Raw genomic sequence first — 16,680 nt, 5'->3', positions numbered from 1 at the left:
CTCGGAACAGGATACAAGCAGGGAATTTCTTATATCTCTTTTCTTATGAAATTCGGCTTCTGGAAAGAAGGCTCCCAGCTTCGTTAATACACTGGGAGGTGGCCGAGAAACTGCTCCGCATTAAGAACGCCCGACCAGCTTTTATCTTGCAGATACTCGCCATCCTTGCTGTAAAAGATCATCGCAGGCGGCCCAACCAGTTGGTAAAAATCATACATACGCTTATGGTCCGCAGTATTCGCTGTCACATCCACCTGAATCAGCTTATAAGAACTCAGCGCCTGTATGACCTGCGGATCCTTAAAGGTGCCAAACTCCAGCTCTTTACAGGAAATGCACCAGTCAGCGTAGAAATCCAGCATTACGGGCTTACCTTCAGCATGAGCAGCAGAGAGCGCCTGCTGTAACTCATCCCAACCGGTAACGCGCTCAAACTTAAGCCCTGGCTGCTCGGTTTTGCTGGATACGCCACCGGTATACACATCAAGTGGAGTCAGCAAGCTACGGCCGCCACCCGCCACACCCAGCGCCAGTGATAAACCATAGATCAATAGCAAGCAGGCTAACCCTTTGACAAAACGCTGGCCTGATGACACCGCCGTATCTAATGCACCCATCACGACAGCAGTCACGACGCACAGCGCACTCAATAACAACAACACCCACACCCAAGGAATAAAACGTTCAAGCAGCCATAGCGCCATCAGCAGCATCAGGACACCGAAGACTTTTTTGACTGTATTCATCCATTGGCCAGCGCGTGGCAAAAAGTGCCCCGCCGAACTCCCGGCAATTAATAAAGGCCCCCCCATCCCAAGACTCATGGCGAACAGCGCCACTCCACCAACAACAGGAGAACCCTGCTGACCGATAAAGAGCAGTGCTCCCGCCAAGGGTGCTGCGACACAGGGGCCGACGATCAGGGCAGACAGTATGCCCATTAGCGTAATACCGAGATAGCCACCGCGTTTCTGACCACGTCCGGACAGGTCGTTAAGGCGTGACTGCAGAGCAGAAGGCATCTGGATAGTAATGACATCGAACATCGCCAGGGCAAACAGCACGAAGAAGACCGCCATGGATCCAAGGACCCAGGGAGACTGCAGCTGCGCCTGAATATTGGCTCCTGCAAGACCGGCAAACACACCTGCCAATGTATATGTCATCGACATGGCGAGGACGTATACCAATGAGAGCACGAAACCACGTCTTCCGGTCATCGCACCTTTTTGGCCAGCGATCATGCTGGAGAGAATAGGAATCATCGGAAACACGCAGGGAGTCAGAGAAAGACCCAGCCCAGCGATAAAGAACACTCCAAGGACAAACCAGAGCGACTGGCCATTCAACAGTGAAAAGAAAGCCCCCTGGCCGGCACTCAGCCAGGCATCGATATTTTCAGGCGGTGGGGTGACACCTTTCCCTTGCGCTGCTTCAGTTTTAGCAGCTGAAGCAGCGGCATTGCCCGCTGTCAGACCCGGCTTCTCCTGAGGAATGCCCGACAGTTGGATCGTGCGTTGCTGGGGAGGAAAGCAAATCCCCCCTTCCCAGCACCCCTGATAAGACACCGTCAGAATCGCGGAAGTTAGCCCTTGTGGTGACCAGTAGCGAACATGAGCATCCGCACTCTGGTGGAAAACCTGCACATCGCCGAATAACGGGTCTTGTTTGAGATCCCCCAGCTCAGGAATGTCCACTTCGGTCTTCACCTTGTCGGTATCGACACTCACATGGATTTTATCGCGGTACAGGTAATAGTCAGGCTGAACTGCCCATGTGAGATCCAATACGCCGGGGGAAGAAGGGTTCGTGGTAAACACAAACGCCTGTTCAACAGGTAAAGGCTCATTACCGGATGAGGAAGCCAAGGGATTGGCAGGCTTATCAAACAGACCGGCAAAACATTGACCGGACAGCAGAACCAGCAGCGCCAGAGAAATTCTTACTAAATGCATAAAGATGACCAATCCATGAACAGCACACCAGATAGAGCCGCCAAACGACAATAAGTTCCCGTCGAAATGCCCGTAAAATCAATCAACTGAGCATTCCAAGCTTGGGCACACCGCCGCTCTATGGTAAAAAATACCGGGGACGGCCCGAGCCGTCACAAAAGGGCTTAAGTATATAGGTCGAAAGACCAGGAAAGAAAATGACAGACTCACGCGTTGACAATCTCAATATCGAATCTCAAACCCTGCTGTCCACCCCGGACGAGCTGAAAGCCAAGCTGCCCATCTCTGAGCGCGCGCGCAACACCGTTATTAACGGTCGTGAAACCGTACGTAATATCCTTGATGGCAAAGACCACCGCCTGATGCTGGTGATCGGCCCCTGCTCTATCCATGATGTTGATGCAGCAAAGGATTATGCCAAACGCCTCAAAGCCCTGGCGGATGAGCTCTCCGATACTCTGTATATTGTCATGCGTGTGTATTTTGAAAAACCCAGAACGACCGTTGGCTGGAAGGGTCTGATTAACGACCCCTATCTGGATGACTCATTTGACATCGAAACCGGCCTGTTTACTGCGCGTAAACTGTTGCTGGATCTGTCTGAAATGGGCTTGCCGCTGGCAACTGAAGCGCTTGACCCGATTTCTCCCCAATACATGCAGGACCTGATCAGCTGGTCAGCGATCGGCGCCCGTACCACTGAAAGCCAGACTCACCGTGAAATGGCCAGTGGCCTGTCCTGCGCAGTCGGCTTCAAGAACGGCACCGATGGCGGCTTCAGTGTGGCCATCAACGCTCTGCAGTCAGTCGCTCATCCTCACCGTTTTCTGGGCATTGATGAGCAAGGCAAAGTGGCGATTACCCGCACTCGCGGCAATGCCTATGGCCACATTGTTCTGCGTGGTGGCAACGGCAAACCTAACTATGACTCGGTAAGCGTAGCCCTGTGTGAAGAGGAACTGAGCAAAGCGGGCGTCTCCACCAACATTATGGTCGACTGCAGCCACGCTAACTCCAGCAAAAAACCTCAACTGCAACCTCTGGTCGCAGACAACGTCGCCAACCAGATTCTGGAAGGCAACAAGTCCATTATTGGCCTGATGATCGAAAGCCATATTAATGAAGGCAACCAGAGCATCCCTGCCGACCTGAACGACATGAAATACGGCGTGTCGATCACTGATGGCTGCATCAGCTGGGAAACCACGGATAAATGCCTGCGTGACATGCATGCCAAGCTGAAAGACGTCCTGCCGGCGCGGATTCGCTAACAGCTAACCCTCAAGTCAGGTCCGGGATTTATCGAGACAAAAAAAAGCAGAGCCTTGGCTCTGCTGACGTTGAGAAGAGAAAGTCCCTTTACGCTTGAAGGTTGACCATGCAAACCGGCAGCACCGGTAGAATAATGCCCGGATGCAGCGCAAGGCTGCATCCGTACAGTTTTGAGACTTAAAACAGACGCCCAATCAAAGTAGCGTTTCCTATCCCCTCAGGGGAGCTTAACCATCAAAACTGTTAATAGAAGACTAGCACTCACCTCACTTCTGTACAGTGATCCCTCTGGATGATTTTTCACTTATAACAACCATCCTCTGTACAGATTTGCATCACACTTTCTTTGCATTTCTGGCAACTGTGCATCTCTTGTCCGGGACGTTGCTTAATGATGCTCCAAACCCCAGATAAACAAGGAATGATGCAGCATTCAGACATTGCGAATGTCTCAGGCTGTTTACCCAAAGGACATCTACTCATGCGCACCAAACTACTACTCTCGGCAGTTGCTGCAGCAACACTACTGGCAGGATGCCAAGCCAACCAGCCCAAGACAGTGGCACCGGAAGGACGGGATCTTGCTCACACTTATGACGGTACGTGGAAAGGTCAGGCCTGGGCGCAGACCCGTACTCACTTTGCCCATGTGATGTCTTCCCGCGCTCAGATCTATTGCCCAGGCTTCTCTGACCAAATAGAGCTGAACGTTAAGGATGGATGGGTAACCGGCACCCTGCGCCCCAGCGACCCCATCACCTTTAAAACGCCTGTTAGCCCTGGAGGCTATTTCTATGCAGAAGCGCCGGTAAAAGGTGGAAGCTGGTTCATTGATGGCAGCCTGCCGATTTTCACCTCTGAGCGTAAAGTGGTATTCACCGGTGTTTTTAATCCCGCATCCGGTTTGATTAATGGTCAGATGAAAACCACCCCCAAAGATGAAACCATCGGCTGCGCGGCGCAATTCAGGGCAGCACAGAACTCAGCTATGATCGGCGCTCCGACTGATCTTCCCGGTTACACAGGTTCAGCCAAATTTGATGAAGTTGGCGGGCAGAACAGCATATTTCTCGATTAAAAGTGCGAACGACTCTGTCAGGGTGAGAAGAGTCTCATCCTGACAGTTCAGCTGTCTCTGAACTCAGATATCTTTAAGCTCAGAAGTCTGTGAATTTAGTTGAATCAGGTCAGACCCAGTAAGTGTGCTAGCGCCGGTAGAAAAAATGCGGTAAACAGTCCTGCCATGCCAATAGCCAGCCCACCAAACGCCCCTGCGACAGCGCCATACTGAAAAGCATGCGCCGTTCCAAAGCCATGGGCCGTCACGCCAAGCACAAAGCCCTTCACTCGCGGATCTTCAACCTTCATCCACCGAAAAACCAGTGGCCCTGCCATACAACCAAAGGCACCGGTTATCAGCACAAGTCCCGCAGTTAATGAAGGAATACCACCCAGGGTTTCAGCAACCCCCATCGCAATCGGCGAAGTGACAGACTTGGGCATAATTGAAAGCACGGTCTGATGATCAGCCCGCAAAAGCAGGGCAACTCCGGCAGCGGTCAATGCAGCAACGATAGCGCCAGCCAGGCAAGTCATTAGTAAGACGCCGAGAATCTCTCGTACTTTGGAAAGATGATCATAAAGAGGTACAGCAAGCGCCACCGTCGCAGGCCCAAGCAAAAAATGAATCAACTGAGCGCCAGAGAAGTAGGTTTTATAGGGAACGCCCAACACCACCAGCAAGGTAATAAGCATTGCCATCGCCAGCAAGACCGGATGCAACCAGGGAGACCCACCCAGCTTTCGGTTGAGCCACAGGCCCAGCGAATAAGCCGCAAGCGTCATCAGTAGCCAGATAAGATTTCCCTGTTCCACCCCTTTGATGACTTCGCTTACAGAACTCACTCCTGAAACTCCTCGTGCTGGCTACGTCCAAGAAGGTGCTTCATTAGCCAAGTGCACACCACCATACTCACTATTGAGCTCACAACAATGGCCAAGGCAATCGCCAGCAGATCCTGGCTGATTAGATCGTAATGAGTCATGAGCCCCACTCCCGCCGGGACAAAAAGCAGTGATAAATATTTGAGTAGGCCATCACTGACAGGGCGCAGACCTTCCGGCACTTCGCCGTATACAACTAAACCCACTAATAGAATAACCATACCCATTACCGGACCTGGAAATGGCCATTCAAAGCCCCGAACAATAAACTCTCCCAATAACTGACAAAAAAGCAGAATCATAAAACCCTGGATCATTTGTTATCGCCCTACGCCTAAAGTGTTCAAAGAATTTTTTATTCCAGACTGAATCAAACCCTGCACTGCAAACAGCCTTAATTCGAGCGAAAGCGTCGTTTATTCAAGCCTATTTGTAATTTTAGGTAACTTTAAAACCAGACCGTAATACTCAGAAACTCAAATGTCCCAGAATTCTACAACTTGCCAATCCACGGGGCATTGCCGGATTTGAGAAGAATGGATAGTCTGGAATAAGACTTCAGCAACTCGCCTGCGATTGTCACTCAATGTTACTGCAGGCAGGACAGTAGTAGATACCTATGATTCAGATTTCCGGCCGCAAACTCGCAGCATCTTTGTTTATTGCCACATCGCTGGTCATAGGCAGTCCTTCTGCCGTAATGGCAGGGCCAAAGGATAAAAAGCCAGAGGTGCAGGAAATTGCCTCTTCCAGCGCCATGGTATTTGACCTCAAACATAACCGCGTTATCTATTCTTTCAATCCCGACAAGATTATGCCGATTGCTTCCGTTACCAAGCTAATGACTGCCATGGTCACGCTGGATGCCAAGCAATCAATGAGCGAACAAATCAGCATTGAAACCAAAAGCAATCCGTTTTTAGAAAACGAATACTCTCGGGTCCGGGTCGGCAGCACATTAAGCCGAAAGGAAGTCATGCTGCTGGCGCTTATGTCTTCTGAAAACCGGGCGGCATCATCATTAGCGGAACATTACCCTGGCGGCTACAAAGCCTTTATAAAAGCGATGAATGCCAAAGCAAAGCGCCTGGGCATGAAGAATACCCATTACGAAGATCCCACCGGACTATCACCTAACAACGTATCTACCGCTCGCGACCTTACTCGTCTGCTGGTCGCCTCTCGTCAATACCCGATGCTGACCGAGCTATCGACGACAGTAGGCAAGGATGTGATCTTCAAGAAACCCACCTATCGTCTGCACTTTGCCAACACCAATCGCCTGCTTCGCTATGACAAAGACTGGAAAATCGCCTTAACCAAAACGGGCTATACCGATGAAGCGGGTCACTGCCTTGTAATGCGAACGTATTTCAAAGGAGTTCCTGTCACAACCGTGACACTGAACGCCTATGGCAAATACACCCACTTCGCCGATGCGCAGCGCCTGAGGCATTACCTGGAGACCGGAGAGAGCACCAAGCTGCCTGAGTCTGTCGTGAGATACCGCGATGCGAGAATCCGCGAGGCCGCAGCGCTGGAGTCCTCCGTTGCAGATGGCACCTGAATAAGACTTCCCATCGACGATAAATCATCTTGCAGCACCACAGATTCAAAGCTCTTAATTTCATGATCACCATTAAGGCCGACAGCAAATCACTGTCGGCCTTATCATTTTCACGCCTTTATACTGCTGTGCTACCATACAAGGCTTTATTAATGCCCAGTGGGAGATAGCTGAATGTCCATCGAACGCCTCGAAGTTGGCCAGCGTATGAGCCGTATCGTTAAGCATAACGGTACTATTTACCTGTGTGGTCAGGTTGCCGCAGATGCCAATACCGACATCACTGAGCAGACTCGCACCATGCTGGACAAAGTGGACGCACTTCTCACTCAGGCGGGCTCCAGCCGCCAACATATGCTTTCTGCGACCATCTATATTCGTGATATGAAAGACTTCGCCGCCATGAACGCGGTATGGGATGCCTGGGTTCCTGAAGGTCACGCCCCTGCCCGGGCCTGTGTTGAAGCTCGTATGGCGCGCCAGGAGCTTCTGGTCGAAATTTCCGTGGTTGCCGCAGAAATCTGACCCGCCAATCCAGCACTTGTGAAAAGCCGCTTCTTGAGCGGCTTTTTTTATTTCTTATTCTTTTCTACCGCCAGCGCCAGATGAGTACGCTTTGGACTATTACTGTTCATTCCAAACTGGAATAATCCATAAATACTCCTTCTAAAAGCAGGTCAGCTATGCGTAAACGCCTGATGCCCTCATTAACGGCTTTGCAATGCTTTGAGTCTGCGGCAAGGCATTTGAGCTTTACCCGTGCGGCCGAAGAACTTCACCTGACCCAAAGCGCTGTCAGCAAGCAGGTGGCTCAGCTGGAAGATATGCTTAGTCAGCCGCTTTTTGCGCGGGTGAGACGACGGCTTCATTTGACTCCAGCAGGTGCGCTGTACCTGACTGAAGTGGATAAGATCCTTAATCAGGTCGATATTTCCAGCCGCTATATCCTGACGTATGGAGGCGATGCCGAAGTGCTTCGGATTGCGACACAACCAACCTTCGGTGCCCGCTGGCTGATTCCACGCCTGCCTGAATTCACCCGGTTGCATCCCAATATTCAACTGGATATTCGTAATGAGCTGGAACCTTTTGATCTTCAGCAATCGCGAACCGACATTGCATTTTTCTTCGGCCAGGGGCAGCTACCCGGCGCTCGTTGCAGAGCGCTATTCAGTGAAGAAGTGGTCCCCGTCTGTACGCCATCATTACTGAAAAATCAGCCCATTACCGATGCAAGAATGCTGGGGCAATGCACTCTGATTCAGTGCACCTCGCGGCCTGAGGCCTGGCACACCTGGTTTTCCCGACTGGAGCTAACTCCAAGCAACAGCTACCACGGCCCCCGATTTGATACTTTTTATATGTGTATCCGAGCGGCTCAGGCCGGCTATGGTATCGCTTTGATTCCTCGCTATCTGGTGGAAGAGGAACTTGGCGAAGGCAAACTCATGATCGCCTTTAATGCCCCGATGCCAAGTCACGGGCTTCACTACATTGCTCATGCCGAACAACAAGGAGACGTTCCCAAGATTCGCGCATTTGTCGAATGGATCACCTCCTCACTTCATTCCCTCGAGGAATGAAGTTGTGCCAAGATTTCGCTTGTTGCCCTTGTGCAAATACGCCTTAATAGACTTATTACCTATCAAAGCCTTGCTGAATCGTCATGGTAATTCAGCCAGGCAGATATCCTACTTGTGATGAACGGCTGGGAATTCCCGATGAGCACCCCCTTTCTGAATCCGGATCTGATCCGCGCACGCTTCTCTCAGGCCATGTCTGAGATGTACCGCAACGAAGTTCCTCTTTATGGCACCTTGCTTGGACTGGTCGCAGAGGTCAATCAGGCGACATTACAAAGCTCTCCAGAGCTTAAAGCTCAGCTGGAAAACACCGGTGAAATGGAGCGACTGGATGCCGAGCGCCACGGAGCAATCCGGGTAGGCACACCACAGGAGCTGGCGACCATCGCACGTTTATTCGCAGTGATGGGGATGGAGCCTGTAGGTTATTACGACCTCGCGCCCGCTGGCGTTCCGGTTCACTCCACCGCCTTTCGTGCCGTTCACGAAAGCTCCCTGCAGGTTAGCCCGTTCCGTGTGTTCACCTCACTTCTGCGTATGGAGCTGATCGAGGACAAAGAACTTCGCGCATTTGCAGAAGCGACGCTGAATAAACGCTCCATCTTTACACAGCGTGCGCTTGAGTTAATTGAACAGGCAGAGCAAGACGGCGGCTTAAGCGAAGAAGATGCCGATACCTTTGTTACAGAAGCGCTTGAAACTTTCCGCTGGCACCACAGCGCCACAGTGTCACTGGCAGATTACCAGCGCTTGCTGAATCAGCATCGTCTGATTGCCGATGTGGTGGCTTTTAAAGGGCCACACATCAACCACCTGACGCCACGTACGCTGGACATTGACAGCATTCAGGCTGGCATGCCAAGACACGACATTACTCCCAAAGCCGTTATCGAAGGCCCGCCCAGACGCCATTGCCCCATCCTTCTTCGCCAAACCAGCTTTAAAGCACTGAATGAGGCGATTGAGTTTACCGGTGAAGAAGCAGGCAGCCATTCCGCTCGCTTTGGTGAGATCGAACAGCGCGGCGTTGCACTGACGCCTAAAGGCCGCGCACTCTATGACGATCTACTTAACAAAGCACGCGATACCCTCGGCGCTTTCCCCAATGAAAGTAATGCTGCTGACTATATGTCGATTCTTGAAGAGACCTTCACTGCATTTCCGGACGATTACACCACCCTGCGCGAACAGGAACTTGCCTACTTCCGCTATGTCATCACTGACAAAAGCGCTAGCGCCAATACGCTGGAGGAAGCGTTAAGCAAGGGCGTGATCGTTGTAGAGCCGCTGGTGTATGAAGATTTTCTTCCGGTAAGTGCGGCAGGTATTTTCCAGTCCAATCTGGGAGATGATGCCCAGTCTCACTATCAGGCCGATGCCAACCGTGATCAGTTCGAGAAAGAGCTGGGACGCAAAACACTGGATGAGTTGGCATTGTATGCCGATACCCAGTCGCGCTCTCTGGCCCACTGCAAAGAAGTACTTGGTTTCTAACTAAACAAGCCTGAACGCAAAAAAACGCCATGCAGATAGTCTGACATGGCGTTTTTTATGGCTTTAAATGCGCTGGCTATCAGGCTGGAAACATGACTCCAGTCACTGCAGCAATGCGCTGGTCAAGGGTTACCGCATCGGGTGCGGTCACTGTCACATGACCGATCTTGCGGCCCGCCCGTGGCGCTTTGCCGTAATCATGGAAATGTGCACCGTCGATCGCCTGAATCGCCTGACGATCAGGGAAGTCACCGATGATATTAATCATCGCAGAGTGTTCGATCGCACGGGTATCGCCCAGCGGAATACCGGCAACGGCACGGACGTGGTTTTCAAACTGGCTGGTCTCAGCACCTTCAATCGTCCAGTGACCAGAGTTATGAACCCGCGGAGCAAACTCGTTGGCGAGCAGTTCGTCACCGACCTGAAACAGCTCAAGCGCTATCGTACCGACATAATCCAGTTTGTTCAGCAGCGTAGAAATAAATTCCTGAGCCTGCGCAGTACGGCTATCGCCATTCACCAGCGGACGTGACAGATGAAGAATTCCACTGCGGTGCTCATTTTGCGTCAGGGGATAAAAACGTACATCACCCTGCTGGCTGCGCACCGCAATAATTGACACTTCGCGATCAAAAGGCACAAAGGCCTCAGCGATCAGCGCCTGACCACCCAGTTCATTCCAAAGCTCGTCAATCTGCTCGGTCGTACGCAGAACAAACTGGCCTTTGCCATCATAGCCAAAGCGACGGGTCTTGATGACCAGAGGCAAACCCAGAGCATCAATGGCTGCCTGCACATCATCACGAGTATCAATCGCCTGGAAACCGGGCGTCTTGATACCGAGATCACGGAACAGAGACTTCTCGACCAGACGATCCTGAGTTGCAGCCAATGCTTTTGTTGATGGATACAGTGGAACTGTCTGCTCAAGTGCCTGAGCACTTTCGATAGCCACATTCTCAAACTCGAAGGTGACAACATCCACCTGCTCGCCAAAATGCTTCAGCGCAGCGTCATCACCATAATCCGCCTCAACTACCGGGCAAACATCCCCCGCGCAAACACCCTTGGCAGGATCGAACGCGGTAAAAGTCAGACCATGAGGATAACCTGCGATTGCCAGCATACGTGCCAGCTGACCGCCGCCAAGAATACCTACTTTCACTGCGCTTCCCTCGGATCAGGATTGGCCAGAACGGTTTCAGTTTGCTGAGTACGGAATGCATCCAGTGCCGCCAGAATTTTTTCATCATGGTTGCTGAGGATACTGGCCGCCAGAATGCCCGCATTAGCGGCACCGGCTTTACCGATCGCCAGCGTACCGACAGGAATACCTGCTGGCATCTGCGCGATAGACAGTAAAGAATCCATGCCATTCAGGGCTTTGGACTGCACCGGCACACCCAATACAGGCAGGCTGGTTTTCGCAGCCACCATACCCGGCAGATGAGCCGCGCCGCCTGCTCCAGCAATAATGACCTGAATACCACGCTCGCGGGCGGTTTCAGCATAAGAGAACAGGAGGTCAGGCGTACGGTGGGCAGATACGACTTTCACTTCAAAAGGGACGCCCAGTTTTTCCAGCATATCTGCTGCATTACTCATGGTTTCCCAATCGGACTTGGAGCCCATGATGATACCAACCAAGGGATTCATAGTGATTCGAAATCTTCGTCTGTTATGAATGAAAGGATCGCTACGCCCGACATGCGGTGCCAGCCTCTCCCGTTAAATTCTGTCTTGGGGAAAGCCATTCCACGAACGGCTTCCATAAACAACAACACCCTGCGGAACAGGGTGGCGTTAAAGAAGACCTGACATTGTACCCAGCTTGATGACCTTTGTGGAGTCTCTGCGGTGACAAGATCGTATCTGCCAGCAAATCATCCCACCACATCACGCTGGCCACTGGTCGATCAGCAGGATTATCAGTGCGTAACGCAGCGCTTTGCCCAGTAGAATCATCACAAAGGAATACCAGCGCGGCATTTTCAGCCAGCCTGCAGCGAGGCACAGCCCATCACCAACGATGGGCAACCAGGCCAGAATGAGTAACGCCGGCCCCCAGCGCTGTAATCGCTGAAGCCAGTTGGCACTCAGCACCTGATCAGCACTTTTAATTTTGCGACCGGCATGCCCCATTGCAAAGGTCACCATAGAGCCCAATCCATTGGCGATGGAAGCAATCAGCCAGCCACCAAAAACTGCGTGCGGGTACTTAAGCACAAAACCCGTTAACGCCAACTCGGAGCCTCCTGGCAATAAGGTCGCCGCCGAAAATGCCGACAAGCCCAATAGCCAGTAGGCTGTGAGCAGACTCAGGTTCCAGTCTCCGCTAATTCCTGTTGCGTGATAGCAGCACGAATACAACGAAGATCCCCCAGACTGACCACACCTTGCAGCCAGTCAAAGGCGCGCTTGAGTACTGCTCCTTCGCCGTCCTGTTCGAATACTTGTAGCTTTTCCTGAATCTCTTTGACCTGCCAGCCCGGCAAAGTCACAACTTCAGTTAACGCCAGATGCCCTTCCCGTATGGCTTCAGCAAGGTCCGCATAAATACGGTTCTCAGGACGGTTCCGCTGACGTGCAATCATTCGGGGCTCCATGCCCACTTTGAAGAGCGCCAGACTTTCATGGGCATCTTCACTGAGTATTCCCAAACCTGACGTCACGCTCTGGAAACGCTCCAGCACATCGAGAAAAGCGGTGGCATAACGCTGCGTTTTTTCGCGACCTACGCCGGGCAACCGACCAAAGGCCGTTTCATCCCTCGGCATTCGCTCGACCATTTCCATCAGCGTGACATCATGGAACACCATATAAGGAGCGATACCGCGTTCCTGCGCCAGCTGTTTTCGGGTATAGCGCAGTGCATCCCAGAGTTTACGCTGGTCACCATGAAGGCGGGTCTGCCCGCGCTCCTGCCGGGTCAGATGGTCATCCAGATCATCCTGCTTTAGACGTAACGTCTCCTCACCCCGCAGCAAGGCACGGCAGCGCTCGTTGAGGCGCAGACCTTCATTTTCATCGCCATGCCATTCAAGATAGCCACGGCCAAGCAACTGACGAAACACGCTGCGCCATTGGGACTGACTCAGCTCCTTGCCGATACCAAACGTCGACAACTGCTGATGCGCGGCATTTTTGACCTTGGTGGTGGACTTACCCAGGAGCACATCGACCTGATGACTGACACCAAAACCGCCGGTGCGATGCACGCAGGATAAAGCCTTGCGTGCCGCATCGGTCGCCTCCCAGGTTTTGGGAGGATGCAGGCAATTATCACAATTACCGCAGGCAGGGCTTTCTTCATCAAAGTAGGCAAGCAGCTGCTGGCGCCGACAGGTGGCCGCTTCGGCAAAGCCCAGCAGCGCTTCCAGTCGTCGCCATTCGCGCACACGGATATCTTCCGGTACGGTACTTTCCTGAATGCGCATTCGCTGCATCATGACATCCTGCAGGCCAAAGACCATCCAGGCATTCGCCGGTAAACCATCACGCCCTGCCCGACCGGTCTCCTGATAATAGGCTTCCAGATTTTTTGGCAGATCCAGATGAGCAACAAAGCGCACATCCGGCTTATTGATGCCCATACCGAAGGCAACGGTAGCCACCACGATGCAATGGGATGACTTTAGGAAAGTTCGCTGATTAGCTTCACGGACATCCGCAGGTAAGCGGGCGTGATAAGGCAATGCCGGAAGGCCTTTGTCCCGCAGAAATGCCGCGACTTCCTCTACCCGTTTGCGCGACAGGCAATACACCACGCCAGAATCCTGACGGTGCTCACGGCGGATAAAGTTAAGTAGCTGCTCTTTCGCCCCCTGTTTGGGTAATACCCGGTAGCGAATATTGGGGCGGTCGAAGCTTGAGATAAAAACCGGGCTGTTTTCCAGCGACAGTTGTTTGCGGATCTCTTCCCGGGTCTGGCTATCCGCCGTCGCCGTCAATGCCAGTCGTGGCACCTTCGGAAAGCGTCCGGCCAGCTGATTAAGCTGCATATACTCAGGACGGAAATCATGTCCCCACTGCGAAACGCAGTGGGCTTCATCAATGGCAAACAGGGCGATATTGATCGACTCAAAAATGTCGAGCATACCGCCCAGCATCAGGCGTTCAGGGGAGACATACAGAATATCGAGTTCGCCCTGACGTAACTGACGCAGCAGTTCGCTGTTTTCGTGAGCGTCCAGACCATTATGAAAGCAGGCTGCACGCACACCGACCTGACAAAGACTGTCGACCTGATCCTGCATGAGTGCAATTAAGGGGGAAATGACGATACCCACGCCGGGGCGAATCAGGGCCGGGAGCTGGTAGCACATGGATTTGCCACCACCCGTTGGCATTAATACCAGCGCGGATTGCCCTTCAAGGACGGTACGGATTACCTCTTGCTGGGAGCCGATGAAGTCATCGTAGCCGTACAAACGCTTGAGGAGTTGTCGAGCCTGTTCAATCATGCCGGGCATTATCCGTGAAAGAGCCCTTTCTGTCATCGCTCATTGCCGCGGGAAAGAGTAGAATGCCCGTCTGATTTATCGAGGACACCCTGAGCCATGATGCTATCTACACAACCTCGCCCGCTGACGGATGAAGAATTCGACAAGCTGGAAGACTTTCTTTTCTCTCCTGCGGTCAACGAAGAGGCGATGGATTACATCGGCCTGCATGCGTTACTGACTGCTGTCGCTATCTGCCCTAACCCGGTCCCCAAGACCACTTGGATGGAAGCAATCTTCGTTGAGATGCCCAAGTGGGAATCTGAAGAGCAACAGCAGTACATCGAGTCCCTGCTGGAGCGTGAGCTGGGCGTTATTCTGCATGAGCTGGAAGGTGAAGAGCCGGTAGAGCTGCCTTGCGACCTGGAGCTGGACGACGAAGAAGGACTGCTGATGTCCTGGGCTCAGGCCTTTATTGAAGGCGTCTATCTGGATGAAAAAGCCTGGTTTGGCGAGCATGAAGGCGAAGTGGCCGAGCTGATGCTGCCTATCATGGTTGCTTCAGAACTGTTTGAAGATCCTGATATGCAGGCCATTCGCAAGAACAAGAAGCTGACGGATCAGTTCTGCCAGGAAATCCCGGACATCCTGACGGACCTGTATCTGCTGTTCCGTGCTCCGGCAGAAAGCAAAGGCCCCAAGAAAGGCGCACCGAAAGGTCGCAAGTAATCGCCGATTCTCGTGAGTGCCTCATTCGTCTGAACGTTATGAGGCCATCCGTTGAACACAGCCAATAAAAAAGCGAGGTTAACTACCTCGCTTTTTTTTGTGCTCATACCAGAGGCTTCATCACCCCTTAACAGGCATTAGTTAATACGCGTCGCACGTGCAGAGCCGTCAGAGGCTGTCAGCACCTGAACACGATCACCGACATTGACCGGGCTGTTGGCATCCACTTCCTGAACAATAGCCACACTTTGGCCGTTATCCAGACGGATGGTCATATTGATACCCTGGGCAGTCGTCACGTTCTTCTCGATCGCGGAACCGGCAACACCACCGGCAACAGCTCCCAGAACGGTAGCGATGCCACGACCGGTACCACCACCGATGGTGCTACCTGCGATACCGCCGACAACCGCGCCCGGCAGTGCACCGATGGCACTCTGATTGCCTTCAATTTTCACCATGCGGATATTGGTAATCGTGCCGTACTGCACATTTTGCATCTGTCGCGCTTCGCCACGGCTGTAGGTGTCGCCCGTCAGGGTGGAAGCACAACCACTCATCAATAAAGAGCCTGCGATCAGCACGGAGGCAACAACCGCTTTGCGGCCAGAAGTAAACATAGTCATCGATTTATCCCTTTCCCTCGATTGATCTTGGTGGGTGTCGCCAGAGGCGAAACTCCCGTTCTTGCTGCTGCATCCACTGACCTGATGCTACCGAATCCCTGGCAGGATACTGAGGCAGTGAATACTTGGATTCGCTTTTAATGGGGCCGAGGAAGCCACTTTTCTAGCCACTGAGGGAATGGTCAGAGGGCTGCCGTCGTTGCCAGAGGCATCATAGCTTTGCAGACAAAGCCTGTCCGGTTCAGCATGTTACCGGCTCTTGAGAAAAGCTATACAGTCTTTGCCAAATGAAGGAGCGCTTATTGCCAGTTGGCTCAGAAGTCAGACAGCCTGCAGACCAATTAAAGTTTCCGTCCATAAAAAAAGCAGACCCGAAAGTCTGCTTTTCATCTTAGACGCTGCGATTAACTCGCCTTTAGCATGCCGTAAAGTTCATCCTTGAGCTTGAGTCGCTGTTTTTTGCAGACTTCTTCACGCTCGGTAGAAACCGGCTGAACTTCTGCTTCCATTTTCTGAATCTCACGATTCAGGTCATGGTACTCATCAAACAGCTTCTGGAAATGGGCATCGTTTACCTTTAGTTCGTGAATTCGATCACGCAGCTCGGGAAACTCATGTACCAGGTCATGCTGTTGCATATCAGACTCCTGTCTTGATTACTGTCAGGAGCAGTATGGCCGCAGGTCATGTGCGAAACACTGACCGGGATCAACCTCCGGGTGATTCAGGCTCAACCTTTGAGGCTGCCACCACGACAGGTCGGCGAATCCGGACTGGCCTGCCCTTTGGCCACCCACTCCTCAGGGGTGTACAGGTGCAGTGCAAGCGCGTGAATCGGGTTTTGCATTAACTCAGCTACCGCAGCGTAGGCCGCCTGATGGCGTGCCACCCTGCCCTTACCTTCAAAAAGGTTACTGACCAGAGTCACCTTGTAGTGAGACTCGGTCGCAGGGCCGCTGTGCATATGGCTCTCGTTATCGATCACCAGATACTCAGGCTTCAGGGCATTTTCCAGTCTGGATTGCAGGTTTTCCTGGACAGACATTCACAAGACTCCTTCACAGG

The 16,680-nt window shown here is 52.4% G+C and carries 17 protein-coding genes; 7 read left to right on the top strand and 10 right to left on the bottom strand.

What is annotated here, in order from left to right:
• Positions 1 to 83: 83 nt before the first annotated feature.
• On the bottom strand, positions 84 to 1,955 hold the full coding sequence (dsbD, locus tag ACKC9G_RS17535; RefSeq protein ID WP_411407813.1) for a protein-disulfide reductase DsbD: 1,872 nt from the start codon (positions 1,953 to 1,955) through the stop codon (positions 84 to 86).
• 197 nt (positions 1,956 to 2,152) lie between these two features.
• Here dsbD and ACKC9G_RS17530 point away from each other — a divergent pair, with 197 nt between their 5' ends.
• Positions 2,153 to 3,226 carry a 3-deoxy-7-phosphoheptulonate synthase gene (locus tag ACKC9G_RS17530; RefSeq protein ID WP_411407811.1) on the top strand — a complete coding sequence of 358 codons (1,074 nt, stop codon included), beginning with the start codon at positions 2,153 to 2,155 and terminating at the stop codon, positions 3,224 to 3,226.
• A gap of 482 nt (positions 3,227 to 3,708) precedes the next feature.
• Positions 3,709 to 4,305 carry a hypothetical protein gene (locus tag ACKC9G_RS17525; RefSeq protein ID WP_411407809.1) on the top strand — a complete coding sequence of 199 codons (597 nt, stop codon included), beginning with the start codon at positions 3,709 to 3,711 and terminating at the stop codon, positions 4,303 to 4,305.
• Between the two features lie 104 nt (positions 4,306 to 4,409).
• On the opposite strand, the gene ACKC9G_RS17520 is transcribed toward ACKC9G_RS17525, so the two are convergent.
• Entirely contained in the window at positions 4,410 to 5,132 is a 723-nt protein-coding gene (locus ACKC9G_RS17520) for an LrgB family protein (RefSeq protein ID WP_411407807.1), read from the bottom strand.
• The gene (locus ACKC9G_RS17515) at positions 5,129 to 5,488 is read right to left on the bottom strand and encodes a CidA/LrgA family protein (RefSeq protein ID WP_411407805.1); all 360 of its coding nucleotides are present in this window, start codon (positions 5,486 to 5,488) and stop codon (positions 5,129 to 5,131) included. The genes ACKC9G_RS17520 and ACKC9G_RS17515 overlap by 4 nt, the downstream gene beginning before the upstream one ends.
• Before the next feature lie 302 nt (positions 5,489 to 5,790).
• Here ACKC9G_RS17515 and pbpG point away from each other — a divergent pair, with 302 nt between their 5' ends.
• The 4 genes from pbpG (at position 5,791) to ACKC9G_RS17495 (ending at position 9,815) form a co-directional block, all read left to right on the top strand.
• On the top strand, positions 5,791 to 6,738 hold the full coding sequence (pbpG, locus tag ACKC9G_RS17510) for a D-alanyl-D-alanine endopeptidase (RefSeq protein WP_411407803.1): 948 nt from the start codon (positions 5,791 to 5,793) through the stop codon (positions 6,736 to 6,738).
• Positions 6,739 to 6,912: 174 nt separating this feature from the next.
• Entirely contained in the window at positions 6,913 to 7,263 is a 351-nt protein-coding gene (locus ACKC9G_RS17505; RefSeq protein WP_411407801.1) for a RidA family protein, read from the top strand.
• 158 nt (positions 7,264 to 7,421) lie between these two features.
• Positions 7,422 to 8,321: a LysR substrate-binding domain-containing protein gene (locus ACKC9G_RS17500; RefSeq protein ID WP_411407799.1), complete on the top strand. Its 900-nt coding sequence runs from the start codon at positions 7,422 to 7,424 to the stop codon at positions 8,319 to 8,321.
• Positions 8,322 to 8,459: 138 nt separating this feature from the next.
• On the top strand, positions 8,460 to 9,815 hold the full coding sequence (locus ACKC9G_RS17495; protein WP_411407797.1) for a VOC family protein: 1,356 nt from the start codon (positions 8,460 to 8,462) through the stop codon (positions 9,813 to 9,815).
• A gap of 79 nt (positions 9,816 to 9,894) precedes the next feature.
• On the opposite strand, the gene ACKC9G_RS17490 is transcribed toward ACKC9G_RS17495, so the two are convergent.
• The 4 genes from ACKC9G_RS17490 to recQ form a co-directional block, all read right to left on the bottom strand.
• Entirely contained in the window at positions 9,895 to 10,983 is a 1,089-nt protein-coding gene (locus tag ACKC9G_RS17490; protein WP_411407795.1) for a 5-(carboxyamino)imidazole ribonucleotide synthase, read from the bottom strand.
• Entirely contained in the window at positions 10,980 to 11,474 is a 495-nt protein-coding gene (purE, locus tag ACKC9G_RS17485; RefSeq protein WP_411407793.1) for a 5-(carboxyamino)imidazole ribonucleotide mutase, read from the bottom strand. The genes ACKC9G_RS17490 and purE overlap by 4 nt, the downstream gene beginning before the upstream one ends.
• A gap of 240 nt (positions 11,475 to 11,714) precedes the next feature.
• Positions 11,715 to 12,062, bottom strand: coding sequence for a YqaA family protein (locus ACKC9G_RS17480; protein ID WP_411407791.1), 348 nt, complete (start codon positions 12,060 to 12,062; stop codon positions 11,715 to 11,717).
• A gap of 74 nt (positions 12,063 to 12,136) precedes the next feature.
• A complete protein-coding gene (recQ, locus tag ACKC9G_RS17475; protein ID WP_411407789.1) occupies positions 12,137 to 14,281 on the bottom strand; it encodes a DNA helicase RecQ in 2,145 nt (714 codons plus the stop codon).
• A 96-nt stretch (positions 14,282 to 14,377) separates the two neighbouring features.
• On the opposite strand from recQ, the gene ACKC9G_RS17470 reads away from it, so the two are divergent.
• The gene (locus ACKC9G_RS17470) at positions 14,378 to 14,989 is read left to right on the top strand and encodes a YecA family protein (protein WP_411407787.1); all 612 of its coding nucleotides are present in this window, start codon (positions 14,378 to 14,380) and stop codon (positions 14,987 to 14,989) included.
• 137 nt (positions 14,990 to 15,126) lie between these two features.
• On the opposite strand, the gene ACKC9G_RS17465 is transcribed toward ACKC9G_RS17470, so the two are convergent.
• The 3 genes from ACKC9G_RS17465 to ACKC9G_RS17455 form a co-directional block, all read right to left on the bottom strand.
• The gene (locus ACKC9G_RS17465; protein WP_411407785.1) at positions 15,127 to 15,615 is read right to left on the bottom strand and encodes a glycine zipper 2TM domain-containing protein; all 489 of its coding nucleotides are present in this window, start codon (positions 15,613 to 15,615) and stop codon (positions 15,127 to 15,129) included.
• A 404-nt stretch (positions 15,616 to 16,019) separates the two neighbouring features.
• Complete coding sequence (locus ACKC9G_RS17460; RefSeq protein WP_411407783.1) at positions 16,020 to 16,253, bottom strand: YdcH family protein; 234 nt, start codon at positions 16,251 to 16,253, stop codon at positions 16,020 to 16,022.
• 92 nt (positions 16,254 to 16,345) lie between these two features.
• On the bottom strand, positions 16,346 to 16,660 hold the full coding sequence (locus tag ACKC9G_RS17455) for a BolA family protein (protein WP_411407781.1): 315 nt from the start codon (positions 16,658 to 16,660) through the stop codon (positions 16,346 to 16,348).
• Positions 16,661 to 16,680: the final 20 nt, after the last annotated feature.

It is taken from the genome of Pokkaliibacter sp. CJK22405, assembly GCF_046614695.1.
Taxonomy (GTDB): domain Bacteria; phylum Pseudomonadota; class Gammaproteobacteria; order Pseudomonadales; family Balneatricaceae; genus Pokkaliibacter.
This window is presented reverse-complemented; position numbering and strand designations above follow the sequence as displayed.